This window comes from Pseudomonas sp. Sample_11, assembly GCF_004307505.1.
GTDB classification, from domain to species: domain Bacteria; phylum Pseudomonadota; class Gammaproteobacteria; order Pseudomonadales; family Pseudomonadaceae; genus Aquipseudomonas; species Aquipseudomonas atacamensis.
On sequence record NZ_RCOD01000049.1, the window covers coordinates 282,488 to 306,267 of the forward strand.

Here is a 23,780-nt window from a genome sequence, read left to right on the forward strand (position 1 = left end):
CAGCTGATAAAAGGAGCGCTCCGCGAGGGGCGCTTTTTTTTGTCCGCGATTTATTTGTATCTGGATTGAAATTTGCGCGGCTGCTAACGTCGCGCCTTCAAGGGATTCTGTACCCAGAACAGGTAAGGTTTTTAATGCACACGTTTGGCAATCGCCGTGATATTGACGGCTTACGGGCACTGGCGGTACTTCCCGTCGTGCTGTTTCATTTCGGATTCAATACATTCAGCGGCGGCTTTGTCGGCGTGGATGTTTTCTTCGTCATCTCCGGATTCCTGATCACCTCGATCCTGTTTCGTGAAATCAGCGCCAAGCGATTCAGCTTTGTCGATTTCTGGGCGCGCCGTGCCCGCCGCATCATTCCTGCCTTGACGGTGGTCATGCTGGTGACGCTGGCGCTGGGTTGGCTGCTGCTGACGGCGAAGGATTTCTCCGAACTTGGCCGAACGGTGCGTTATCAGTCGCTGTTCATCTCCAATATTCTTTTCATGCGCGAGGACGGCTACTTTCAGCCGGCCTCCGATCTGAAGCCGTTATTGCACACCTGGTCGCTGGCGGTTGAAGAGCAGTACTACATTTTCTTCCCGTTACTGATGGCGGTGCTGGTTCGCTATTTCAGACACTGGCGCTGGATGTTGCTGGGATTGCTGCTGATTTCCTTTGGCCTGAACATCGCCTGGATTGAGCACAAGCCGGAATTCACTTTTTTTGCCTTGCCGACTCGTGCCTGGGAATTGTTGTGCGGGGCGATGCTCGCGGTAATGCCTGCGCCGAGACAGGCCGTACGACCGTGGCTGTACCAGATGGTCGGCATTGCCGGTCTGGCGGCGGTGCTGGTCGCCGTATTCACGTTTGACCGCTCAACAGTGTTTCCTGGATGGGCGGCGTTGCTGCCGGTATTGGGCACCACTGCACTGATCTGGTCAGGCGCTCAGGGCCCGAGCTGGGCCGCACGACTGTTGAGTCTGCGGCCGCTGGTCTGGATCGGCCTGCTGTCCTATTCGCTGTACCTGTGGCACTGGCCGATTTACGTGTACGCCAACGCCATTTCCATCGACGGTATCCAGCCGCTGGAGGCGCTCGCCTGGATTGCGCTGGCGCTAGCCCTGGCGTGGCTGAGCCTGCGCTACGTCGAATTGCCATTTCGGGAAAAGCGTTTGCTGGGTGAACGTAAATCGATACTGGCGGGGGCAGTGGTGGCGATTGCTGTACTGGTCGCGGTCGGTTCAGCGATTCGCTCGGCCGATGGTATTCCCGGGCGCCTGAGCGGTAAGGCTCTGGAATATGCCCAGGCCCGCGAGTGGCGCGCCGGGCAAATGAAATGCATGGTGGTGACGCAAGACAAATCGATCGACAAGGCCTGTCTGGTCGGCGGCGAACAGGACACGCCGCCGACCCAGGCGTTCTGGGGTGACAGCCATGCTGCTGCGTTGATGCCGGCCATCGAGGCCAATGCCCGCCGCGACGGTCGTTCGGTGTGGCTGTTCAGTATGAGCGCCTGTCCGCCGATTCTCAGCCACGAGCCGCGCCAGCGGTGCAAGGACTTCAATCAGCAGACCATGGACAAAGTGCTCAGCCTTGGCATCAAGGACGTGGTATTGGCGTCCAATTGGAGTCTTTACGTCTATGGTCGCGAGGATGGCGACAAGAAGGTTTTGCTCAACGCCCATGACGATACCGCCCAGGCTGAGCAACGCATGGCCGCCGCGTTGCGCGCGCGGGTGGCCGCCTTGCGCGCAGCCGGCGTCCAGGTCTGGCTGTTCAAGGAGGTGCCGCTGCAACGCAAGGGCACCATTAACCGCCTGACCAGTCTGGCAAGAGTCGGCCGTTCCGCCGAGGGACTGGGTCGTCCGCTTGAGGAACACCTGGCGCGTCAGCATTTTCTCGGCAGCTTGTTCACGTCCATGAGCGAAGCCGATCCGGGTGTTCACGTTATCGATCCGACGCCGATGATGTGTGCTGACGGGGTCTGCAGCATCGAGGTCAACGGCCACTCGCAGTACAAGGATGAGGACCATCTCTCGGACATTGGCAGCGCCAGACTGAGCCCGCTTTTTGCTCCGGTATTGCTGGGCACAAACCGGCATTGAGTACTGTCGGACTCTGACGGGCTGCTGTTTGCCCGTCAGAGCAGGTAGGATGTACGCCTATTTTGAGGGTGCCATCGTCAATGAAATTCAAGGATCTTCGGGATTTCGTGCAGCAGCTTGAGCAGCGCGGAGAGTTGAAACGCATCCAGATTCCCGTCTCGCCGGTGCTGGAGATGACTGAGGTGTGCGACCGCACGCTGCGGGCCAAAGGCCCGGCGCTGCTGTTCGAAAAACCCACCGGTTACGACATTCCGGTGCTCGGCAACCTGTTCGGCACCCCCGAGCGCGTGGCCATGGGCATGGGCGCCGAGTCGGTCAGCGAACTGCGCGAAATCGGCAAGCTGCTAGCCTTTCTCAAGGAGCCGGAGCCGCCGAAGGGCTTGAAGGACGCCTGGTCGAAACTGCCGATCTTCCGCAAGATCATTTCGATGGCGCCGAAAGTGGTCAAAGATGCGGTGTGTCAGGAAGTGGTCATCGAAGGCGACGACGTCGATCTGGCGATGTTGCCGGTGCAGACCTGCTGGCCCGGCGACGTCGGCCCGCTGATCACGTGGGGCCTGACGGTCACCAAAGGCCCGAACAAGGAACGCCAGAACCTCGGTATCTACCGCCAGCAAGTGATTGGCCGCAACAAGGTGATCATGCGCTGGCTCAGCCATCGTGGCGGTGCTCTCGACTTCCGCGAGTGGTGCGAGAAGCATCCGGGTCAGCCTTTCCCGGTGTCCGTAGCCCTTGGCGCCGATCCGGCAACGATTCTCGGTGCCGTGACGCCGGTACCGGACAGCCTCTCGGAATATGCTTTTGCAGGGCTCTTGCGCGGTAACCGCACCGAGCTGGTCAAGTGCCGTGGCAACGATCTGCAAGTGCCGGCCACCGCCGAAATCATTCTTGAAGGCGTGATTCATCCCGGCGAAATGGCCGACGAAGGTCCGTATGGCGACCACACCGGTTACTACAACGAAGTCGACAGCTTCCCGGTGTTCACCGTCGAGCGCATCACCCACCGGATCAAACCGATCTATCACAGCACTTACACCGGCCGTCCGCCGGATGAGCCGGCGATTCTCGGCGTGGCGCTGAACGAAGTGTTCGTGCCGATCCTGCAGAAGCAATTCCCGGAGATCACCGACTTCTACCTGCCGCCGGAAGGCTGCTCGTACCGCATGGCCGTGGTGACGATGAAGAAGTCGTATCCGGGGCATGCCAAGCGCGTGATGCTCGGCGTCTGGTCGTTTTTGCGACAGTTCATGTACACCAAGTTCGTTATCGTCACTGACGACGATATCAACGCCCGCGACTGGAACGACGTGATCTGGGCCATCACCACGCGCATGGACCCCAAGCGCGACACGGTGATGATCGACAACACGCCGATCGACTACCTCGACTTCGCTTCGCCGATTTCCGGCCTGGGCTCGAAAATGGGCCTGGATGCCACCCACAAGTGGCCGGGCGAAACCACCCGCGAATGGGGCCGCGTGATCGTCAAGGACGACGCCGTCACCCAACGGATCGATGCCATCTGGAATCAGTTAGGAATAGATTGATGCGTGTAACCCTGCAGCCTTCCGGAGCAGTGCTCGAGATACAGCCCGGTGAGCGGATTCTCGACGGTGCGCGGCGCCTGGGCTATGACTGCCCGCAAAGCTGCCGCAACGGCAATTGCCACGTGTGTGCAGCGCTGCTGGTCGAAGGCCGCGTCGAACAGGCCGGCAAAGTCCACGATCATGGCGAGTTCTACACCTGCATCGCCGCACCGCTGGAAGACTGCGTGCTGTTGTGGGATGGCGTGCTCGCACTGGGTGAGCTGCCGGTGCGTAGCCTGTCGTGTCAGGTCATCGAGTGTCGCGAGGTCGGCGGCGACACCTGGCGCGTGCGTCTGCGTGCACCGGCGGGCAAGCCGCCGCGCTATCACGCCGGGCAATATTTGATGATCGAGCGTGAGAACGGTGAGAAGTCGGCGTTCTCCATGGCTTCGGCACCCCACGGCGGACGTGATCTGGAAATCCATGTGCTGGCGCGCGAAACCAGTGCGTTGAGCCTGATCGAGCAGCTGCAACGCAACCCGATGGTGCGTGTCGAGTTGCCGTTCGGTGACACACATCTTGCGGAGCTGCCCGACGGTCCGCTGGTGTTGATCGCCGCCGGCACCGGCATGGGCCAGATTCACAGCCTGATCGAACATTGCCGCGCCGAAGGCTTCAAGCATCCAGTGCATCTGTATTGGGGCGTACGCCGTCCAGAAGATTTTTATCAGATCGAGCACTGGGATGAATGGCTGAAGCTGCCCAATCTGTTCCTGCACAAAGTGGTCAGCGACCAGTGTGGCTGGGAAGGGCGCTGCGGAATGTTGCACGAGGCGGTTTGTGAGGATTTCCCCGATCTGAAGGCGCTGCACGTCTATGCCAGCGGTTCGCCGGCGATGGTTTACGGCACTCTGGATGCGCTGGTCGAGGCGGGCATGGACGCGCATCAGATGCGCGCCGACGTCTTCGCCTACGCGCCGCGCTCCTGAGACTTATAACTTGGTATATAGCCGATCGGTATTTATCTAATTAGGCAAATACCGCTAGGTTATATATCGATCAGGCAATTAAGCAGTGGCACTTAATTTGCCTTAAAACATATGTGCCTTATTGTTACAGCGGTGCGTTCTATTAAGTAATTCTTCACCCGCGGGGAGCTGAACGCTATTCGCCATGAGCGCCATTGAAAACGCAATTCTGAACCTGGCTTACCCTCCGCGGCTCGATCTTGGGCCGCAGCTGACGCACGAACAACTTCTCGCTTCCATGCAATCGACCATGGCACGCCACAAGGGCGGGCCGGTGTGGCTGTTCGCGTATGGCTCGCTGATCTGGCGGCCGGAATGCACGGCAGTTGAGCGCATGCGCGGTCGCGTGCATGGCTACCATCGTGGCTTGTACCTGTGGTCCCACGAGCACCGGGGTACCCCGGAAATGCCCGGTCTGGTGTTCGGTCTGGATCGTGGCGGTTCATGCAGTGGCTTTGCCTACCGCTTGCCGGAAGACAATCTCGATACCGCGCTGTATGCGCTGTGGAAACGCGAGATGCCGTTTCCCTCGTATCGCCCGCACTGGCTCAATTGCCGGCTCGAAGATGGCACTCAGGTGCAGGCCTTGGGCTTCGTGCTGGAGCGTCACCTGCCGAGCTATGCCGGCAACTTGCCGGATCATGTGCTCAGCCAGGTGTTCGCCAACGCCAGCGGGCGTTACGGCACCACTCGCGATTATGTCGAGCAGACCGCGCACGCCCTGCGCAGCCACGCCATGCCAGACCGCAATCTGGAGGCGCGGCTCAAGCGCTGTAAATCACACAGCGATCAGGCGACCGCTTCACGGCTCTGACTGGCGACTTGCTTGTGCCACAGCGTTGGCGCAAGGAAGGCCATCGCCAGCAGGCAAGCGCCGACCAGCAGCACGAAACCGCCATCCCAGCCGAAGTGGTCAACGGTGTAGCCCATCGCCGCACTGGCCGCGACCGAACCCCCCAGATAACCGAACAGACCGGTGAAGCCCGCTGCGGTACCGGCGGCTTTCTTCGGTGCCAGTTCCAGCGCTTGCAGACCGATCAGCATCACCGGGCCGTAGATCAGGAAGCCGATCGACAACAGGGCGATCATGTCGACCATCGGGTTGCCGGCCGGATTGAGCCAGTACACCAGAGTCGCCACAGTCACCAGGGCCATGAACACCATGCCGGTCAGGCCACGGTTGCCACGGAAGATCTTGTCCGACATCCAGCCGCACAGCAGCGTGCCCGGGATGCCTGCCCACTCGTAGAAGAAATAGGCCCACGAGGTCTTATCCACGGTGAAGCCCTTGGCTTCCTTCAGGTACGTCGGCGCCCAGTCCAGCACGCCGTAGCGCAGCAAGTAGACGAAAACGTTGGCCAGAGCGATGTACCAGAGCATTTTGTTGCGCAGCACGTATTTGACGAAGATTTCCTTGGCGCTGAATTCGTCTTCGTGGCTGGCGTCGTAGCCTTCCGGGTAATCGTTCTTGTACTGCTCGATCGGCGGCAGGCCGACCGATTGCGGGGTGTCACGCATGGTGATGAAGGCGAACACCGCCACGCCCAGTGCGACTGCTGCCGGGACGTAAAACGCCGCGTGCCAGTCGTTGAACAGGCCCATGCCGATCAGGAACAGCGGGCCGATCAGACCGCCGCCGACGTTATGCGCCACGTTCCACACCGAGACCACGCCGCCGCGTTCCTTCTGCGACCACCAGTGCACCATGGTCCGCCCGCTCGGCGGCCAGCCCATGCCCTGCGCCCAGCCGTTGATGAACAGGAGAATGAACATCATCGTCACGCTGGACGTTGCCCACGGCGCGAAACCGAAAATGAACATCACCCCGGCCGAGACCAGCAGACCGAACGGCAGGAAGAAGCGCGGGTTGGAACGGTCGGACACCAGGCCCATGAGGAACTTCGACAGACCGTAAGCAATGGCGATCGCCGACATCGCCAGGCCGAGGTCGCCACGGCTGTAGCCTTCGTCGATCAGGTACGGCATGGCCAGGGAGAAGTTCTTGCGCAGCAGGTAGTAACCGGCGTAGCCGATAAAGATACCGGCGAAGATCTGCCAGCGCAGGCGGCGGTAGGTGCTGTCTATTTTTTCTTCAGGCAATGGAGCCTGATGTGCGGCAGGACGAAAGAAAGCAAACATTCAAGAGCTCCAGTTTTCTTGTTTTGACTGCGGATGCGAATGTTACAGTTTCGTTACCGAAAATAGCATCGCTTCGCGTCGGCAAAACAGCGGAAATTTGGGCAGATGAGCGTTCCTTTATGAACATGTCGCTCTGAGATAAGAAGGCGGCGCTGAGGGGATGGTGGCTCGGATGGGTTTCTGCGGTTTAACGGATTGGCGAGGCGGATCTGAGCGTTAAAGCGATCCGGATGGTTGCTCCGGATCGCTCCATGTTTTAACGAACCTGAACGACAACCTTGCCCACAGCCTTGCGCTGGCCGAGATCATCGATCGCCTGCGCCGCATTGCTCAGCGGATACACCTGCGATACCAGCGGTTTGAGTTTGCCCTCGGCAAACCAGCTGAACAGCTGCTGGAAGTTTGCTGCGTTGTCCTGGGGTTGGCGCTGGGCAAAGGAGCCCCAGAACACGCCGAGTACCGCCGCGCCTTTGAGCAGGGCGAGGTTGACCGGCAGTTCCGGGATGCGTCCGCTGGCGAAGCCGACCACCAGCAGGCGGCCGTTCCAGGCGATGGCGCGGATGGCCTGGTCGAACAGGTCGCCGCCGACCGGGTCGTAGATCACGTCGGCGCCCTGGCCGTCGGTGAGGCGTTTGATCTCGTCCTTGAGGCTGGCTTCGCTGTAGTTGATCAGCTCATCGGCGCCGGCAGCCTTGGCCACCGCGAGTTTTTCGGCGCTGCTGGCAGCAGCGATCACGCGGGCGCCCATGGCTTTGCCGATCTCCACCGCGGCGAGGCCGACGCCGCCCGACGCGCCGAGCACCAGCAGGGTTTCGCCCGGTTGCAGGTTGGCGCGTTGTTTGAGCGCGTGCATCGACGTGCCATAGGTCATGCTGAATGCAGCGGCGACGTTGAAATCCATCGACGGCGGAATCGGCAGGACGTTGTAGCCCGGCACCGCCACCTGCTCGGCAAAACTGCCCCAACCGGTCAGCGCCATGACCCGGTCGCCGACTTTCAGATGGCTGACCTTTTCGCCGACTTCGCGCACCACGCCCGCCGCTTCACCGCCTGGCGAAAACGGGAAGGGCGGTTTGAACTGGTATTTGCCCTCGATGATCAGCGTGTCCGGGAAATTGACTCCGGCAGCGTGCACGTCCAGCAGGATTTCATTCTTCTTGGCGACAGGGCTGGCGACGTCTTCCAGCACCAGCGATTCGGCAGGGCCGAAGGCTTTGCACAGCACGGCTTTCATCAGGGCTATTCCTTTGGGAGTGATGGCCGATAAGTGTAGGTGTGTGAATCAACGGGTCAACGAGCATGCCCGACCCTGATAGTCAGCCATAAGCTTGTGCTTGCGCGGCGGGTCGTTATGCTAGGCCGCAAACCGGATAAGGAGCGAATTGTGAAAGCGTGGATCATGTTGTTGCTGGCCCTGTCTCTGCCTGTGGCAGCACTGGCCGAAGAAGCCAAAGAAGGCGAGGCGCCGAAAGTCAATTACATCACCCTGAGCCCGCCGTTCGTCGGCAACTATGGCCTCGACGGCACCGCCAAGCTCAAGGTCTACAAGGCCGATGTGGCCCTGCGCGTAACCGGCGAAGAGGCGACCAAACTGGTCAAGGCCAACGAGCCACTGATCCGCAATCAGCTGGTGGCGTTGTTCACTCAGCAGACCACCGAGGCGATGGGCAGCATCGAAGGCAAGGAAAAGCTGCGTCAGGAAGCGTTGAAGCAGACCCAGCAGGTGATGAATGACGAGACCGGCAAGCCTGTTGTTGAGGATCTGTTGTTCAACAACCTGATCATTCAGTAAGTCATTCGCTGTCCGGGCTGGCCTCTTCGCGAGCAGGCTCGCTCCCACATTGGACTGCATGTTCCTGTGGGAGCGAGCCTGCTCGCGAAAGCTATTTATCCGGCAAAAATGAATCAGGGTTTGAGCGCGATGACTGCCGCCCACTGCTCCGCCGTCACCGGCATCACCGACAACCGCGAGCCCTTCTGCACCAGCGGCAGCTCCGCCAGGGCCGTCTGCTGCTTCAAATAATCCAGCTTCAACACCCGTTTGAACGTCTCGACATGCTCGACATCGATCGCGCTCCAGGCATTTTTTTCTGCTGTAGCCTTCGGATCGAAGTAATGGCTGTCGGGCTCCAGCGCCGTCGGATCGGGATACGCTGCTTCGATAATTTTGCCAATCCCGGCAATCCCCGGCTCGGGGCAGCTGGAATGGTAGAAAAAGAACTCATCACCAGCGGCCATCGCCCGCAGGAAATTGCGCGCCTGATAGTTGCGAACCCCGTCCCAGCGCGCCTTGCCGAGCTTTTCCAGACCCTTGATCGAGAGTTCGTCGGGCTCTGATTTCATCAGCCAGTAGGCCATGTGGTGTGCTCCTGAAGCGGTCATTGGGCAGGTTGTCGGGCAATTTTATGACAAACCGACAGTCGGTTGACGTCAGCGTTTGCGCACAGGTTCACGTTGCCGCAAAATGCCGGCCTTTAAAGCTTGACGCTGCTGCACGGCCTACGAACGGAAACCGCTGCTGTCATCGTGATGATGTGCCTTGAGGGGGGCAATCGATGAAACGCAAACCGGATTTGCTATGGACTTTGGTAATTTTGTTTGGCCTGGGCGTGGTAACCACCGGTTACGCGCAGAGCCTGTGGGCGAACAAGACCGACGCGCCGATTGAAGTGGCGCAACAGGTGCAACAGTCGACCGCTTTCAAACGCTGAACCTGTCTCTTCGACGCCGCTGTTCCATGCGGCGTCTACTCTGCGAAATACCACGCCTTGTCGGTGACCGTGCCTTGTAACGGCACATCCCAGCTCGCCTGCGCCAGACGCTCGACCTTCTGACACTCATGGGCCAGGCCCAGCAGCGTCGGCTTGCGCCAGTTCTTGCGCCGGGCCAGATAGGCGAGGCTGCGATCATAAAACCCGCCGCCCATGCCCAAGCGTCCGCCGACATCGTCAAATCCCACCAGCGGCAACAACACCAGATCCAGCGCCCAGACCTTGCGTTGCCGAGCCAGATTGGCCCGGGGCTCGAGGATGCGGAAGCGATTGGGCGTGAGCTTTTCGCCGGGGCGGATGCGCTGGAAGACCATTTTCGTTCGTGGCCACGCGCTGAGTACCGGCAGATAAGTCGCCTTGCCGCGACGCTGGGCTTCGCGCAGGAGCAGGCGCGGATCGATTTCACCGTCGGTGGGCAAGTACAGGGAGATATGTTTCGCCCGGCGAAAGTGCGGGTCTTGCGCCAGTTGCCGGAACAGGCCTTTGGCAGCCTGGCGTTGTTCGCCCGGCGTCAGCGCACGGCGGGCCTTGCGCAGCAGGCGGCGGAGTTGCGGGCGGGGCAGCAGCGCGGGTTCGGTCATGGTTCGGCTTCGGCAGGTGGATGCAAAAACGTACGCATAAAAAATCCGATGTCGGCATACACCGACATCGGATTCGAATCAGGCTCCCCGGATGAACCGCTGTCAACTCAGCCCTTGAACCCGAAAGTTCAAGGTGGAAGAAGCAGTAGACTTTAAGGCTTTCCGTCTAGCGGACATGCACACCAGCCCAACGTGCAACTTCCAGGGTAGTGCGAATCGGCTCCGGGACATCGTCAACTGGCAAGCACCCCAGGGAGTGCCGCGAGTATACCTCAAGCTGTCAGTCGAATCAGCCCTTGGCGGTGTTCTGATCGTCGGCCAGGACCAGATCGACACGATCGAGCAAGTCGCGTACCTGTTCGCGGGTCGAACCGCTGGCCTGGATATCCGGGCGCTCTTCCTTGTGCAACAGGTCGTGGGTGATGTTCAGCGCGGCCATCACGGCAATGCGATCGGCGCCGATGACTTTGCCGCTGCTGCGGATCTCGCGCATCTTGCCGTCCAGGTAGCGGGCGGCACTGACCAGATTGCTGCGTTCTTCCGGCGGGCAGATGATCGAATACTCTTTGTCGAGGATCTGCACGGTAACGCTATTGCTTGAACTCATGAGTCTTGCTCCAGGGCCTTGAGGCGCGAAATCATCGATTCGACCTTACGCCGGGCGATTTCGTTTTTTTCAATGAGGTGAGCGCGTTCCTCGCGCCAGGTTTTTTCCTGAGCTAGTAAGAGTGCGTTTTGACTCTTAAGTTGCTCGACTCGGCCAATCAGCAGTTCGAGTCTGGCCATCAGCGCTTGCAGGTCGGTGTCTTCCATTGGGTCCACGTGTTCGTCTGATGGGTGGTGACTGGCGGACAGCCTTTAATGGTCTTGGCGGGGCTGTCGATGTAGGATACAAGGCCTTCATTCTAGACATAGCGCCGTCTGGCGCCTAGCTGCCCATGACCATTGCGAATTCCCCGTACCAAGCCTTTGCCACCCTGCTGACTGCCAGCGGCCACAACGTCTCGCCTGCCGAACTGCACGGCGTGCTGCTCGGGCGCAGTTGCGCCGGGGCCGGCTTCGATCACGAAGGCTGGCTGATCGACGCCGCCGAACTGCTCGAAGGCGACATCCAGGACAACGTCCGCAACGCCCTGATCGGCCTGCAGGAGATGGTCAAAGGCGAGCTGACCGGCGCCGACATCACCGTCGTGCTGCTGCTGCCGACCGACGATGCACCGCTGGCCGAGCGCGCCGCCGCACTGGGCGAGTGGTGCCAGGGCTTCCTCAGCGGTTTCGGTCTGACCCGCCGTGCTTATGCACTGAGTGACGAAGCCAACGAAGTGCTGCGGGATCTGGCCGCCATCGCTCAGGTGCAGGACGCGCTGGAAGAATCTGAAGACGGCGAATCCGACTACATGGAAGTCATGGAATACCTGCGCGTCGCGCCGTTGCTGCTGTTCTCGGAAACCAAAAAAGCCGATGTGCCGCCAGCCGCCAAGCCGTCGCTGCATTAATCGCGTGCCAGGGAAAACCATCTGCCCATGACCCATATCCCCAAAGCGGAATACAGCCGTCGCCGCAAGGCCCTGATGGCGCAGATGGAACCCAACAGCATCGCGATCCTGCCCGCCGCCGCGGTGGCCATCCGCAACCGCGACGTCGAGCACGTCTACCGTCAGGACAGCGACTTCCAGTACCTCAGCGGTTTTCCCGAGCCACAAGCCGTCATCGTCCTGATGCCCGGCCGCGAGCACGGTGAGTACATCCTGTTCTGCCGTGAACGCAACGCCGAGCGCGAATTGTGGGATGGCCTGCGCGCCGGGCAGGAAGGCGCGATCCGCGAGTACGGCGCCGACGATGCTTTTCCGATTACTGACATCGACGACATTCTCCCGGGCCTCATCGAAGGCCGCGACCGGGTGTATTCGGCGATGGGCAGCAATCCCGAATTCGATCGGCACCTGATGGACTGGATCAACGTGATCCGTTCCAAGGCACACCTCGGCGCGCAGCCGCCGAATGAATTCGTTGCCCTGGATCATCTGCTGCACGACATGCGCCTGTATAAATCGGCGGCAGAAGTGAAGGTGATGCGCGAAGCCGCGCGGATTTCGGCGCAAGCGCATATCCGCGCGATGCAGGCCAGTCGTCCGGGGCTGTATGAATACAGCCTCGAAGCCGAACTGGATTATGAATTCCGCAAGGGCGGGGCGAAGATGCCGGCCTACGGTTCGATCGTCGCCGCCGGGCGCAACAGCTGCATCCTGCATTACCAGCAGAATGACGCGCTGCTCAGGGACGGCGATCTGGTGTTGATCGACGCCGGTTGCGAGATCGACTGCTACGCCAGCGACATTACCCGCACGTGGCCGGTCAACGGCAAGTTTTCGCCGGAGCAGAAGGCGATCTACGAGTTGGTGCTGGCTTCGCAGGAAGCGGCGTTCGCCGAGATCGCCCCCAATAAGCACTGGAACCAGGCGCACGAAGCCACGGTTCGAGTGATCACCGCAGGTCTGGTCAAACTTGGTTTGTTGCACGGTGAGGTTGACGAGTTGATCGCCAGCGAAGCCTACAAGGCTTTTTATATGCACCGCGCCGGCCACTGGCTGGGCATGGATGTGCATGACGTTGGCGAGTACAAGGTCGGCGGCGAATGGCGTGTGCTGGAGGTCGGGATGGCGCTGACCGTGGAGCCTGGCATCTACATCGCGGCGGACAATCAGAACGTGGCGAAGAAATGGCGCGGCATTGGCGTGCGCATCGAGGATGACGTGGTCGTGACCCGGTCCGGCTGTGAAATCCTCACCAGCGGCGTGCCAAAAACCGTCGCCGAGATCGAAGCGCTGATGGCACAAGCAAGGACACACGCAGCATGAGTCGAGTCAATCTGGCAATCATCGGTGGCGGCCTGGTCGGCGCCAGTCTGGCGTTGGCGTTGCAGGCCGGGGCCAAGGCGCAAGGCTGGAAAATCGTCCTGATCGAACCGTTCGCCCCCGGCGACAACTGGCAGCCGAGCTATGACGCCCGCTCCTCGGCACTGTCGTTCGGCTCGCGGCAGATTTATCAGCGCCTGGGCGTGTGGCAGGAAATCTCCCGCCGCGCCGAGCCGATCAAACAGATTCACGTCTCCGACCGTGGCCGCTTCTCCACCGCGCGCTTGTCGGCGATGGAAGAGGGTGTGCCAGCGCTCGGTTACGTGGTGGAAAACGCCTGGCTCGGCCAGTGCCTGTGGCAGCACCTCGACAAAGACGTGATCACGTGGCGCTGCCCGGCGGAAGTCACGCGCATGGAGCCGTTGGCCGATGGCTATCGCCTGACCCTCAACGATGAAACCACGCTGGAATGCGATCTCGCGGTGCTCGCCGATGGCGGCCGTTCCGGGCTGCGCGAACAGTTGGGCATCAACGTGCGCACGCGCCCTTACAACCAGAGCGCACTGATCGCCAACATCACCCCGAGTGAAGCGCACAACGGCATGGCCTTCGAGCGCTTTACCGATGAGGGGCCGATGGCCCTGCTGCCGCTGCCGGACAACCGTTGCGCGCTGGTCTGGACCCGTCTGGGCATGGATGCGCAGCGTCTGACTGAATTGAGCGAGCGTGAATTTCTCAGCGAGCTGCAAGGCGTATTCGGTTACCGCCTCGGCACTTTGAAACAGGTCGGCGCACGGCATCTGTATCCGCTGTCGCTGATCGAAGCTGAAGAACAGGTGCGTTCGCATCTGGCCGTGCTCGGCAACGCCGCACACAGCCTGCACCCGATTGCCGGCCAGGGCTTCAACCTGTCGCTGCGTGACGCCGACGCCTTGGCTGCCGCGCTGCTGGCCAGCGACAAGCCGCTGGGCGACTTCGCCACGTTGCAGGCCTATCGCGAACGGCAGCGCCTCGATCAGGACCTGACGGTGGGCTTCTCCGATCAGGTCACGCGCCTGTTCGGCAGCACCCAGCCGCTGGTGTCGCTGGGGCGCAATCTCGGCCTGCTCGGCCTCGACCTGCTGCCGCCAGCCAAGCGCTGGTTCGCCCGGCAGGCGATGGGCCTGGGAACCCGTCCGGATGCTTGAGTGGCTGAGCAAAAAATTCGGCAAAGCGCGGTTGATGCGCTGGGTAATGACCTTCTACCCGCCGTATCTCGGTGCCGGAGTGCGCGTTCGGCACATCAGTGACGACTTTCGCGATGTGCAGGTGTCCATGGGGTTGGGCTGGTACAACCGCAACTATGTCGGCACCCAGTTTGGCGGCAGTCTGTATTCGATGGTCGACCCGTTCTTCATGTTGATGCTCATGGAAAACCTCGGCCCGAAATACATCGTCTGGGACAAGGCCGCCGACATCGATTTCATTGCGCCGGGCAAAGGCCCGGTGTTCGCCCGGTTCAACATCGACCAGACCCTGCTCGACGAGATCCGCCGGCAGACCGCCAACGGCGATAAATACCTGCCGCAGTTGCAGGTCGACATTCATGACGGCGCCGGCAACCTTGTGGCGCGGGTCGGTAAAACCCTTTACGTGCGGCTCAAGCCGCAAGCGAGACAGGCCTAAAGCATGGAAATGCGCGCAGATCTGCTGATTGTCGGAGCCGGAATGGTCGGCAGCGCCCTGGCGCTGGCGCTACAGGACAGTGGGCTGGAAGTGCTGCTGCTCGACGGCAGCCCGTTGAGCGTGAAGCCGTTCGATGCCGAAGCGGCGTTCGAACCGCGCGTCAGCGCGTTGTCCGCGGCCAGCCAGCGCATTCTCGAACGCCTTGGCGTCTGGGACGGCATCGCCCAGCGGCGCAGCAGCCCGTACACCGACATGCACGTCTGGGACGGCAGCGGCACCGGGCAGATTCATTTCTCGGCGAGCAGCGTACATGCCGATGTGCTCGGCCACATCGTCGAAAACCGCGTGGTGCAGGATGCGCTGCTCGAGCGTTTGCATGATTGCGACCTCGGCATGTTGGCCAATGCACGGCTGGAGCAGATGCGTCGTTCCGGCGATGACTGGCTGCTGACCCTGGCCGATGGCCGCACCTTGCGCGCGCCGCTGGTGATCGCGGCCGATGGCGCCAATTCTGCCGTGCGCCGTCTGACCGGCGTGGCGACCCGCGAGTGGGATTATCTGCATCACGCCATCGTCACCAGCGTGCGCTGCAGCCAGCCGCACCGCAAAACCGCCTGGCAGCGCTTTACCGATCACGGGCCATTGGCGTTTCTGCCGCTGGAACGTGATGGTCAGCAGGACTGGTGCTCGATCGTCTGGTCGACCACACCGGCTGAAGCCGAGCGCTTGATGGCGCTGGAGGAGACTGCGTTTTGCGCTGAGCTGGAGCGCGCGTTCGAAGGGTGCCTCGGTGAAGTCATCAGCGCCGACCCGCGTCTGTGCGTGCCGCTGCGTCAGCGTCACGCCAAGCGCTACGTCGCTGAGGGCCTGGCGTTGATCGGTGATGCGGCGCACACCATTCACCCGTTGGCGGGGCAGGGTGTGAACCTTGGTTTCCTCGATGCAGCGGTGCTGGCGGAAGTGTTGCTGCAAGCGCATGGGCGCGGTGAGCGACTGGCAGATGTGAAGGTGCTGAGCCGCTACGAGCGTCGGCGTATGCCGCACAATCTGGCGCTGATGGCGGCGATGGAAGGCTTCGAGCGGTTGTTCCAGGCCGACCCGCTGCCACTGCGCTGGTTGCGCAATGCCGGGTTGAAGCTGGTTGAGCAGATGCCCGAGGCGAAGGCGTTGTTTGTGCGCGAGGCGCTGGGGTTGACGGGGGACCTTCCGGCCTTGGCCAAACCCTGAGATGTTCGTTGTTGCTGCTGACCTCATCGCGGGCAAGCCCGCTCCCACAGTGGTCGGTGTGAAGCATTAATGTTGGACACACCGAAAACCTTGTGGGAGCTGGCTTGCCAGCGATGGCGTCGGCAAACCCGACACAAAAATAACGCTGTGCAACATCTGGTAACGCCTTCCCCCAGTGTTCGATTGTGGTGGTAAATGTGAGTCCTTATCATTTGGGCCACCTTTCCCGACCGTGAGACCACTCCCATGTTGGCACCCAAGCGTCTTCTGACCGCACTGGCCTTGACCCTGATCGGCAGCACCACTGCCCAGGCCGCCGATGAGGTGGTGGTTTACTCGTCGCGTATCGATGAGCTGATCAAACCGGTATTCGATGCCTACACCGCCAAGACCGGGGTGAAGATCAAGTTCATCACCGACAAGGAAGCGCCGCTGATGCAGCGCATCAAGGCTGAAGGTGAAAACGCCACCGCCGATCTGCTGCTTACCGTCGATGCCGGCAACCTGTGGCAGGCCGAGCAGATGGGCATCCTCCAGCCGTTCACTTCGAAAATTATCGACACCAACATTCCCGCGCAATATCGCTCGTCCACCCACGCTTGGACCGGCCTGAGCCTGCGCGCGCGGACCATCGCCTATTCCACCGAGCGGGTGAAGCCGGGCGAACTGACCACTTACGAAGCGCTGGCCGACAAGAATTGGGAAGGCCGCCTGTGCCTGCGCACGGCGAAGAAGGTCTACAACCAGTCGCTGACTGCAACCATGATCGAAGTTCACGGCGCCGAGAAGACCGAGAAAATCCTCAAGGGCTGGGTCAACAACCTGTCCACTGACGTGTTCTCCGATGACGTTGCAGTGCTGGAAGCGATCAACGCCGGGCAGTGCGACATTGGCATCGTCAACACCTACTACTACGGTCGCCTGCACAAGCAGAAGCCTGAATTGCCGGTGAAGCTGTTCTGGCCGAACCAGGCTGATCGTGGTGTGCATGTGAACCTGTCGGGCATCGGCCTGACCAAGCATGCACCGCACCCGGAAGCGGCCAAAGCGCTGGTCGAATGGATGACCACGCCTGAGGCACAGAAGATTTTTGCCGACGTGAACCAGGAATTCCCGGCCAACCCGGCGGTGGCGCCCTCGGAAGAAGTGGCGGCGTGGGGCAAGTTCATTGCTGATACTTTGCCGGTAGAAGTGGCGGGCAAGCGTCAGGCCGAGGCGATCCGGATGATGGATCGGGCGGGGTGGAACTGAGGCGTTTCGTGTAACTGTTGATCGTTCCCACGCTCCGCGTGGGAATGCAGCCCTCGACGCTCTGCGTCGTGCCGCTGAAAGCGTGACGCGGAGCGTCACAGGATGTGTGCCCACGCAGAGCGTGGGCACAATCATTTGAACGAGATTGTTTCCTTGGCCCACCCCGCCCAACGCCGCTGGTACCCCATCGTTTTCGCCATCGCCGCGCTGGTGTTGTTGCCGCTGAGCGTGATGCTGCTGTCGTGGCAGACCATTGATCAGCAGATCTGGTCGCACCTGTGGCAAACCCAGATGCCGCGTCTGCTCGGCAATACCCTGACGCTGATCCTCGGCGTCGGTGTCGGCGTCACCCTGCTGGGTGTCAGCCTGGCGTGGCTGACCAGTCTCTGTGAATTCCCCGGTCGGCGCTGGCTCGACTGGGCGCTGATGCTGCCCTTCGCCATTCCAGCGTACGTACTGGCGTTCGTTTTCGTCGGCCTGCTGGATTTCGCCGGCCCCGTGCAAACCCTGCTGCGCGAATGGTTCGGCACGGGTCTGCGCCTGCCGCGAGTGCGTTCCACCGGCGGGGTGATCGTGGTGCTGGTGCTGGTGTTTTATCCCTACGTTTATCTGCTGGCGCGCACCGCGTTTCTGGCTCAGGGCAAAGGTTTGATGGAAGCGGCGCGGGTGCTCGGGCAGTCGCCGTGGCAGGCGTTCTGGCGCGTTGCGCTGCCGATGGCGCGTCCGGCGATCGGCGCGGGCGTTGCGCTGGCGCTGATGGAAACCCTGGCCGATTTTGGCGCGGTGTCGGTGTTCAACTTCGACACCTTCACCACGGCAATCTACAAGACCTGGTACGGCTTCTTCAGCCTGCCCAGCGCCGCACAACTGGCCAGTCTGTTGCTGCTGGTGGTGATGCTGGTGCTGTACGGCGAGCGCCGTGCGCGCGGGGCGAATCGTGCCAGCAATGAGCGGCCACGGGTGAAGGCGCTGTATCACCTGCGCGGGCTCAAGGCGTTCGCGGCGACAGGCTGGTGTGGATTGGTGTTCGCCTGCGCCTTCGTTATCCCGGTGCTGCAACTGATCGTGTGGTTCTGGCAGCGTGGACGCTTCGATTTGGATGAGCGCTACGCCGGACTGATTCTGCACACGCTGTATCTGGGCGCGATGGCCGCGCTGATCACCGTCAGCGTTGCGCTGTTGCTGGCGTTTGCCCGGCGTCTGGCGCCGACCCCAGCCATCAACTCCGGCGTCGGTCTGGCCAATCTCGGCTACGCCTTGCCCGGTTCGGTGCTGGCGGTGTCGATCATGCTTGCCTTCAGTTATCTGGATCGTGAACTGGTGATTCCGCTTTCGTCATGGCTTGGCGGTGCCTGCAAACCGTTGCTGCTTGGCAGCCTCGCGGCGTTGCTGATGGCTTATCTGGTGCGCTTCATTGCCGTGGCGTATGGGCCTCTGGAAAGCAGTCTGGCGCGTATACGGCCATCTTTGCCCGAAGCGGCACGTAGCCTGGGTGTCAGTGGGCCGCGACTGTTTTTCAAAGTGTATCTGCCGCTGTTGCTGCCCGGCACCTTGAGCGCCGCGTTGCTGGTGTTCGTCGATGTGCTCAAGGAAATGCCCGCGACCCTGCTGATGCGCCCGTTTGGCTGGGACACGCTGGCGGTGCGCATCTTCGAAATGACCAGCGAAGGCGAATGGGCGCGCGCCTCATTGCCGGCATTGACGCTGGTGCTGGTCGGGTTGTTGCCGGTGATCGGATTGATTCGACGTTCGGCGCACCGAAACACTTAGTCGTCAGTCCTACATCATGCGGCTACAATGCGCGGCATTCGGTGCGGTTCGTCTGACAGACCCGTGCGCTGGAATCGGCTGAAAGCCTTATTCATCAAGGCTTTCCGCCGTATAGCGGCGGTCCGCACCCTCGCCACGCCCGGAAGGAGAAACCCATGGGACAGCGTACGCCTCTGTATGACCTGCACCTCGCGCTCGGCGCGAAGATGGTCGATTTTGGCGGTTGGGACATGCCACTGCATTACGGCTCGCAGGTCGAGGAGCACCACGAAGTGCGCCGCGATTGCGGGGTGTTCGATGTTTCCCATATGACCGTGATCGATGTCACCGGCGCCCAGGCCAAGGCCTGGCTCCAGCATTTGCTGGCCAACGACGTCGAACGTCTGCACCGCCCCGGCCGGGCGTTGTACAGCACCATGCTCAATGAGCGCGGTGGCATCGTCGACGACATGATCGTCTATCGCCTCGACGACGCGTACCGGCTGGTGTTCAACGCCTCGACCCGCGATCAGGATCTGGCCTGGATGAACGCCCAGCTCGGCGCCTACGACGTGCAACTGCACGAGCGCGCCGAGCTGGCGATGCTCGCCATCCAGGGCCCGCAGGCCCGGCACAAGATTGCCGAACTGGTCACCCAGTCCCGCGCCACGCTGATCCAGCAACTCAAACCTTTCGAAGGCGCCATCGACGGCGACTGGTTCATCGCGCGTACCGGTTACACCGGCGAGGATGGCCTGGAAATCTGCCTGCCCGCGAATCAGGCGCCGGGTTTCTTCAACGATCTGGTCGGTGCGGGTATTTCGCCGATCGGTCTCGGTGCTCGCGACACCTTGCGTGTCGAGGCCGGAATGAACCTGTACGGTCAGGACATTCATCAGGACGTTTCACCGCTGGCCTCGAACATGGCCTGGAGCATCGCCTGGGAGCCGGCCTCGCGGCAGTTCATCGGCCGTGCGGCGCTGGAGGCGGAAAAAGCCGCCGGCGTGGCGCACAAACTGGTCGGTCTGGTGCTGGAAGAACGCGGTGTTTTGCGTGCTCACCAAGTGGTTCGCATCGCCGATGTTGGCGAAGGGGAGATCACCAGTGGTAGTTTCTCTCCTACGCTGAGCAAATCGATTGCCCTGGCGCGTGTACCGATGGCAACCGCCGACCGCGCCGAAGTGGAAATCCGTGGCAAGTGGTACCCGGTACGGGTGGTCAAACCGACCTTCGTGCGCCATGGCAAAACCTTGATCTAACCTTTTCTGGCGGGTATGACCGCTGACCAATTTCCGAGGAACCGAAGATGAGCGATATCCCTGCCGAACTGCGTTTTGCCGAAAGTCATGAATGGGCGCGTCTGGAAACCGACGGCACCGTCACCGTGGGCATCAGCGATCACGCGCAGGAAGCGCTGGGCGACGTGGTGTTCGTCGAACTGACCGAAGTCGGCAAGGTGTTCGCCGCCGGCGAGCAGTCCGGCGTGGTCGAGTCGGTGAAAGCCGCCTCCGACATCTACGCCCCGGTCAGTGGCGAAGTCATCGCGATCAACGAAGACCTGAGCGGCTCGCCCGAGCTGTTGAACTCCGACCCGTACGGCGCGTGGATCTTCAAGCTCAAGCCAAGCGACAAGGCCGAGCTGGACAAGCTGCTGGATGCTGCTGGGTACAAGGCTGCACTCGGCGAGTAAGTCGCCGGCAACACCCAAAGCCCCGATTCGTCGGGGCTTTTTTTCAGAATCAAAAGATCGCAGCCTTCGGCAGCTCCTACCTTTGGAATACATTCCCCTGTAGGAGCTGCCGAAGGCTGCGATCTTTTGATCTTCGACGGCACTGCTATGCTGGTTTGACCGTGTCGATTGACGCCAAGCGCCAGCCAGGAGAGCCCGTCATGTCCCAGTCGCCGTCCCTGAGCCAGTTACGCGATCCCGAAGCCTTTCTGCGCCGCCACCTCGGCCCGGATGCCGCCGAGCAGCAGGCGATGCTCGACAGCCTCGGCCTGGGCAGTCGCGCCGAGCTGATCGAGCAGACCGTGCCGCCGGGCATTCGCTTCAATCGCGCACTGGATCTGCCGCCGGCCCTCGACGAACAGACTGCGCTGGCGAAACTGCGCGGTTATGCCGAGCAGAATCAGCTGTTCACCAGCCTGATCGGCATGGGCTATCACGGCACTGTCACGCCGACCGTCATCTTGCGCAACGTGCTGGAAAATCCCGGTTGGTACACCGCGTACACCCCATATCAACCAGAGATCGCCCAGGGCCGGCTCGAAGCGTTGCTCAATTTTCAGCAACTGACCATCGACCTCACCGGCCTGGAACTGGCCAACGCCTCGCTGCTCGATGAGGCTACCGCAGCGGCCGAAGCCATGGCTTTGGCCAAGCGCGTGGCGAAGTCGAAGAGCAATCTGTTTTTTGTGGATGAAAATTGCCATCCGCAAACTCTCTCCGTGGTACAGACCCGCGCCGAAGGTTTCGGCTTCGAGCTGATCGTCGACGCGGTGGATAACCTGGCGCAGCACGAGGTGTTCGGCGCGCTGCTGCAATACCCCGACACCCACGGCGAAATCCGCGATCTCAAACCCTTGATCAACCACCTGCACGCACAACAGGCCCTGGCCTGCGTCGCCACCGATTTGCTCAGCCTGCTGGTGCTGACGCCGCCGGGTGAGTTGGGTGCCGATGTGGTGTTCGGTTCGTCCCAGCGTTTCGGTGTGCCGATGGGTTATGGCGGCCCGCACGCGGCGTTCTTCGCCAGCCGCGAGGAATACAAACGGGCGATTCCGGGGCGGATCATCGGTGTGTCGAAAGATGCTCGCGGCAACGTCGCGCTGCGCATGGCCCTGCAAACCCGCGAGCAACACATCCGTCGCGAGAAAGCCAATTCGAACATCTGCACCGCGCAGGTGCTGCTGGCCAATATCGCCAGTTGCTACGCGGTGTATCACGGCCCGGAAGGCTTGAAGCGTATCGCCCAGCGCGTGCATCGCCTGACCTGCATCCTCGCGGCGGGACTCGACCGCAACGGCATCAAACGGCTCAACGAGCAGTTCTTCGACACCCTGACCCTGGAGGTCGGCGGTGCGCAAACGGCGATCATCGAAAGTGCTCAGGCAGCGCAGATCAACCTGCGCATTCTTGGGCGTGGCCGCGTCGGTCTGAGTCTGGACGAGACCTGTGATGAACACACCGTGGCGAAGCTGTTCGATGTGCTGCTCGGCGCCGATCACGGCCTGAGCGTTGATGCGCTTGATGCGCAGGACATCGCCTCGGGAATTCCCGACGAACTCCAGCGCAGTACGCCGTACCTGCAACATCCGGTGTTCAACGCTCACCACAGCGAAACCGAGATGCTGCGTTACCTCAAACAGCTGGAAAACAAGGATCTGGCGCTCAACCAATCGATGATCCCGCTGGGCTCGTGCACGATGAAACTCAACGCCACCAGCGAGATGATCCCGATCACCTGGCCGCAGTTCGCCCATCTGCATCCGTTTGTGCCGAGGGAGCAGGCTGTCGGTTACACGCTGATGATCGAAGAGCTTGAGCGTTGGCTCTGCGCGATTACCGGTTTCGATGCGATCTGCATGCAGCCCAACTCCGGCGCCCAGGGCGAATACGCCGGGCTCCTGGCGATCCGTAAATATCACGAGAGCCGGGGGGAGGGCGCGCGGGAAATCTGCCTGATTCCGTCATCGGCCCACGGCACCAATCCTGCCTCGGCGCAGATGGCCGGGATGCGTGTGGTGATTGTCGAATGCGATGAGGCGGGCAACGTCGATCTGGAAGACTTGAAGCTGAAAGCCGCCGAGGCCGGGAACAAGTTGTCGTGCCTGATGGCGACCTATCCGTCGACCCATGGGGTCTACGAGGAGGGCATCAGCGAAATCTGCGCAGTGATCCACCAGCACGGCGGCCAGGTGTACATGGATGGCGCCAATCTCAATGCCCAGGTCGGCTTGGCCAGACCGGCGGACATTGGCGCCGACGTGTCGCACATGAATCTGCACAAGACCTTCTGCATTCCCCATGGCGGCGGCGGGCCGGGCATGGGGCCGATCGGGGTTCGCGCGCATCTGGCGCCGTTCGTCGCCAATCATCCGGTGGTGCCGATTGACGGGCCGCTGGCACAGAACGGCGCAGTCAGCGCAGCGCCGTGGGGCAGTGCGAGCATTTTGCCGATCAGTTGGATGTACATCGCCATGATGGGCCCGCAACTGGCGGACGCCAGCGAGGTGGCGATTCTGGCGGCGAATTATCTGGCGCAGCATTTATCCGGCGCGTTCCCGGTGCTCTACACCGGGCGCAATGGTCGTGTGGCGCATGAATGCATTCTTGATCTGCGCCCGCTGAAGGCGCAGACCGGCATCAGCGAGGAAGACGTCGCCAAGCGGCTGATGGATTACGGCTTCCACGCGCCGACCATGTCCTTCCCGGTACCGGGTACGTTGATGGTCGAGCCGACCGAGAGCGAATCCAAGGCAGAACTCGACCGCTTCATCGCGGCGATGCTGAGCATTCGCGCCGAGATCAATGAAGTGCAGAAGGGCAACTGGCCGGGCGAAGACAATCCGCTCAAACGCGCGCCGCATACCTTGGCCGATGTCACTGGGATCTGGGAACGGCCTTACAGCATCGAACAGGCCATCACCCCGGATGCGCACACACGCTTGCACAAATATTGGCCGGCGGTGAATCGGGTGGATAACGTTTATGGCGATCGCAATCTGTATTGCGCCTGTGTCCCGGTGGATGATTACCGCTGAAGATCAAAAGATCGCAGCCTTCGGCAGCTCCTACCTTTGGAATGCATTCCTACTGTAGGAGCTGCCGAAGGCTGCGATCTTTTGATTCTGGCGCAAAAAAAAGCCGCTCGATCGAGCGGCATTTTTGAGGGTGC

The 23,780-nt window shown here is 61.3% G+C and carries 22 protein-coding genes and 1 other RNA gene; 16 read left to right on the forward strand and 7 right to left on the reverse strand.

Annotation, left to right across the window (positions count from 1 at the left end; translation table 11 throughout):
- Nucleotides 1-134: 134 nt before the first annotated feature.
- From D8U60_RS14045 to D8U60_RS14060, 4 genes are all read left to right on the forward strand, one after another.
- Nucleotides 135-2,090, forward strand: coding sequence for an acyltransferase family protein (locus D8U60_RS14045; RefSeq protein ID WP_130900321.1), 1,956 nt, complete (start codon nucleotides 135-137; stop codon nucleotides 2,088-2,090).
- Between the two features lie 80 nt (nucleotides 2,091-2,170).
- Nucleotides 2,171-3,637: a 4-hydroxy-3-polyprenylbenzoate decarboxylase gene (gene ubiD / locus D8U60_RS14050; RefSeq protein WP_039757427.1), complete on the forward strand. Its 1,467-nt coding sequence runs from the start codon at nucleotides 2,171-2,173 to the stop codon at nucleotides 3,635-3,637.
- Nucleotides 3,637-4,605: a CDP-6-deoxy-delta-3,4-glucoseen reductase gene (locus D8U60_RS14055; RefSeq protein ID WP_130900322.1), complete on the forward strand. Its 969-nt coding sequence runs from the start codon at nucleotides 3,637-3,639 to the stop codon at nucleotides 4,603-4,605. The genes ubiD and D8U60_RS14055 overlap by 1 nt, the downstream gene beginning before the upstream one ends.
- Nucleotides 4,606-4,789: 184 nt before the next feature.
- Nucleotides 4,790-5,458 carry a gamma-glutamylcyclotransferase gene (locus D8U60_RS14060; protein WP_125925390.1) on the forward strand — a complete coding sequence of 223 codons (669 nt, stop codon included), beginning with the start codon at nucleotides 4,790-4,792 and terminating at the stop codon, nucleotides 5,456-5,458.
- Here the strand turns inward: D8U60_RS14060 and glpT are convergent.
- Nucleotides 5,434-6,783: a glycerol-3-phosphate transporter gene (glpT, locus tag D8U60_RS14065; RefSeq protein WP_024014747.1), complete on the reverse strand. Its 1,350-nt coding sequence runs from the start codon at nucleotides 6,781-6,783 to the stop codon at nucleotides 5,434-5,436. The genes D8U60_RS14060 and glpT overlap by 25 nt on opposite strands.
- 256 nt (nucleotides 6,784-7,039) lie before the next feature.
- On the reverse strand, nucleotides 7,040-8,017 hold the full coding sequence (locus D8U60_RS14070; RefSeq protein ID WP_130900323.1) for an NADPH:quinone oxidoreductase family protein: 978 nt from the start codon (nucleotides 8,015-8,017) through the stop codon (nucleotides 7,040-7,042).
- A 150-nt stretch (nucleotides 8,018-8,167) separates the two neighbouring features.
- Here D8U60_RS14070 and D8U60_RS14075 point away from each other — a divergent pair, with 150 nt between their 5' ends.
- Complete coding sequence (locus D8U60_RS14075; RefSeq protein ID WP_039757432.1) at nucleotides 8,168-8,575, forward strand: flagellar basal body-associated protein FliL; 408 nt, start codon at nucleotides 8,168-8,170, stop codon at nucleotides 8,573-8,575.
- Between the two features lie 113 nt (nucleotides 8,576-8,688).
- Here D8U60_RS14075 and D8U60_RS14080 read toward each other — a convergent pair whose 3' ends face one another.
- Nucleotides 8,689-9,141 carry an EVE domain-containing protein gene (locus D8U60_RS14080; protein ID WP_122880321.1) on the reverse strand — a complete coding sequence of 151 codons (453 nt, stop codon included), beginning with the start codon at nucleotides 9,139-9,141 and terminating at the stop codon, nucleotides 8,689-8,691.
- 197 nt (nucleotides 9,142-9,338) lie between these two features.
- Here D8U60_RS14080 and D8U60_RS27655 point away from each other — a divergent pair, with 197 nt between their 5' ends.
- A complete protein-coding gene (locus D8U60_RS27655; RefSeq protein WP_024014743.1) occupies nucleotides 9,339-9,494 on the forward strand; it encodes a hypothetical protein in 156 nt (51 codons plus the stop codon).
- Between the two features lie 35 nt (nucleotides 9,495-9,529).
- Here the strand turns inward: D8U60_RS27655 and D8U60_RS14085 are convergent, their stop codons facing one another.
- The 4 genes from D8U60_RS14085 to D8U60_RS14100 all read right to left on the reverse strand — a co-directional run bounded on the left by D8U60_RS14085 (nucleotide 9,530) and on the right by D8U60_RS14100 (nucleotide 10,948).
- Entirely contained in the window at nucleotides 9,530-10,135 is a 606-nt protein-coding gene (locus tag D8U60_RS14085; protein WP_024014742.1) for a 5-formyltetrahydrofolate cyclo-ligase, read from the reverse strand.
- 80 nt (nucleotides 10,136-10,215) lie between these two features.
- Nucleotides 10,216-10,394, reverse strand: a non-coding RNA gene (ssrS, locus tag D8U60_RS14090) — 6S RNA.
- Nucleotides 10,395-10,424: 30 nt separating this feature from the next.
- Nucleotides 10,425-10,742 (reverse strand): cell division protein ZapA, encoded by a 318-nt coding sequence (locus D8U60_RS14095; protein WP_016772632.1) that lies wholly within the window; start codon nucleotides 10,740-10,742, stop codon nucleotides 10,425-10,427.
- Nucleotides 10,739-10,948 (reverse strand): TIGR02449 family protein, encoded by a 210-nt coding sequence (locus tag D8U60_RS14100; protein WP_007911197.1) that lies wholly within the window; start codon nucleotides 10,946-10,948, stop codon nucleotides 10,739-10,741. Before D8U60_RS14100 ends, D8U60_RS14095 begins: the two co-directional genes overlap by 4 nt.
- A gap of 125 nt (nucleotides 10,949-11,073) precedes the next feature.
- Here D8U60_RS14100 and D8U60_RS14105 point away from each other — a divergent pair, with 125 nt between their 5' ends.
- The 10 genes from D8U60_RS14105 (at nucleotide 11,074) to gcvP (ending at nucleotide 23,646) form a co-directional block, all read left to right on the forward strand.
- On the forward strand, nucleotides 11,074-11,631 hold the full coding sequence (locus D8U60_RS14105) for a YecA family protein (RefSeq protein ID WP_110644472.1): 558 nt from the start codon (nucleotides 11,074-11,076) through the stop codon (nucleotides 11,629-11,631).
- A 27-nt stretch (nucleotides 11,632-11,658) separates the two neighbouring features.
- Entirely contained in the window at nucleotides 11,659-12,993 is a 1,335-nt protein-coding gene (gene pepP / locus D8U60_RS14110; RefSeq protein WP_130900324.1) for a Xaa-Pro aminopeptidase, read from the forward strand.
- Nucleotides 12,990-14,177, forward strand: a complete 1,188-nt coding sequence (gene ubiH, locus D8U60_RS14115; RefSeq protein ID WP_130900325.1) for a 2-octaprenyl-6-methoxyphenyl hydroxylase — start codon at nucleotides 12,990-12,992, stop codon at nucleotides 14,175-14,177. The genes pepP and ubiH overlap by 4 nt, the downstream gene beginning before the upstream one ends.
- On the forward strand, nucleotides 14,170-14,655 hold the full coding sequence (locus D8U60_RS14120) for a DUF4442 domain-containing protein (RefSeq protein ID WP_122880324.1): 486 nt from the start codon (nucleotides 14,170-14,172) through the stop codon (nucleotides 14,653-14,655). Before ubiH ends, D8U60_RS14120 begins: the two co-directional genes overlap by 8 nt.
- Nucleotides 14,656-14,664: 9 nt before the next feature.
- Nucleotides 14,665-15,882 carry a 2-octaprenyl-3-methyl-6-methoxy-1,4-benzoquinol hydroxylase gene (locus D8U60_RS14125; protein WP_177435469.1) on the forward strand — a complete coding sequence of 406 codons (1,218 nt, stop codon included), beginning with the start codon at nucleotides 14,665-14,667 and terminating at the stop codon, nucleotides 15,880-15,882.
- A 246-nt stretch (nucleotides 15,883-16,128) separates the two neighbouring features.
- Nucleotides 16,129-17,133 (forward strand): extracellular solute-binding protein, encoded by a 1,005-nt coding sequence (locus D8U60_RS14130; protein ID WP_130900327.1) that lies wholly within the window; start codon nucleotides 16,129-16,131, stop codon nucleotides 17,131-17,133.
- A gap of 153 nt (nucleotides 17,134-17,286) precedes the next feature.
- Entirely contained in the window at nucleotides 17,287-18,903 is a 1,617-nt protein-coding gene (locus tag D8U60_RS14135) for an iron ABC transporter permease (RefSeq protein WP_130900328.1), read from the forward strand.
- A gap of 155 nt (nucleotides 18,904-19,058) precedes the next feature.
- Complete coding sequence (gene gcvT, locus D8U60_RS14140; protein ID WP_071172161.1) at nucleotides 19,059-20,141, forward strand: glycine cleavage system aminomethyltransferase GcvT; 1,083 nt, start codon at nucleotides 19,059-19,061, stop codon at nucleotides 20,139-20,141.
- 47 nt (nucleotides 20,142-20,188) lie between these two features.
- Nucleotides 20,189-20,572 carry a glycine cleavage system protein GcvH gene (gcvH, locus tag D8U60_RS14145; protein WP_122880327.1) on the forward strand — a complete coding sequence of 128 codons (384 nt, stop codon included), beginning with the start codon at nucleotides 20,189-20,191 and terminating at the stop codon, nucleotides 20,570-20,572.
- A gap of 200 nt (nucleotides 20,573-20,772) precedes the next feature.
- Complete coding sequence (gcvP, locus tag D8U60_RS14150; protein WP_130900329.1) at nucleotides 20,773-23,646, forward strand: aminomethyl-transferring glycine dehydrogenase; 2,874 nt, start codon at nucleotides 20,773-20,775, stop codon at nucleotides 23,644-23,646.
- Nucleotides 23,647-23,780: the final 134 nt, after the last annotated feature.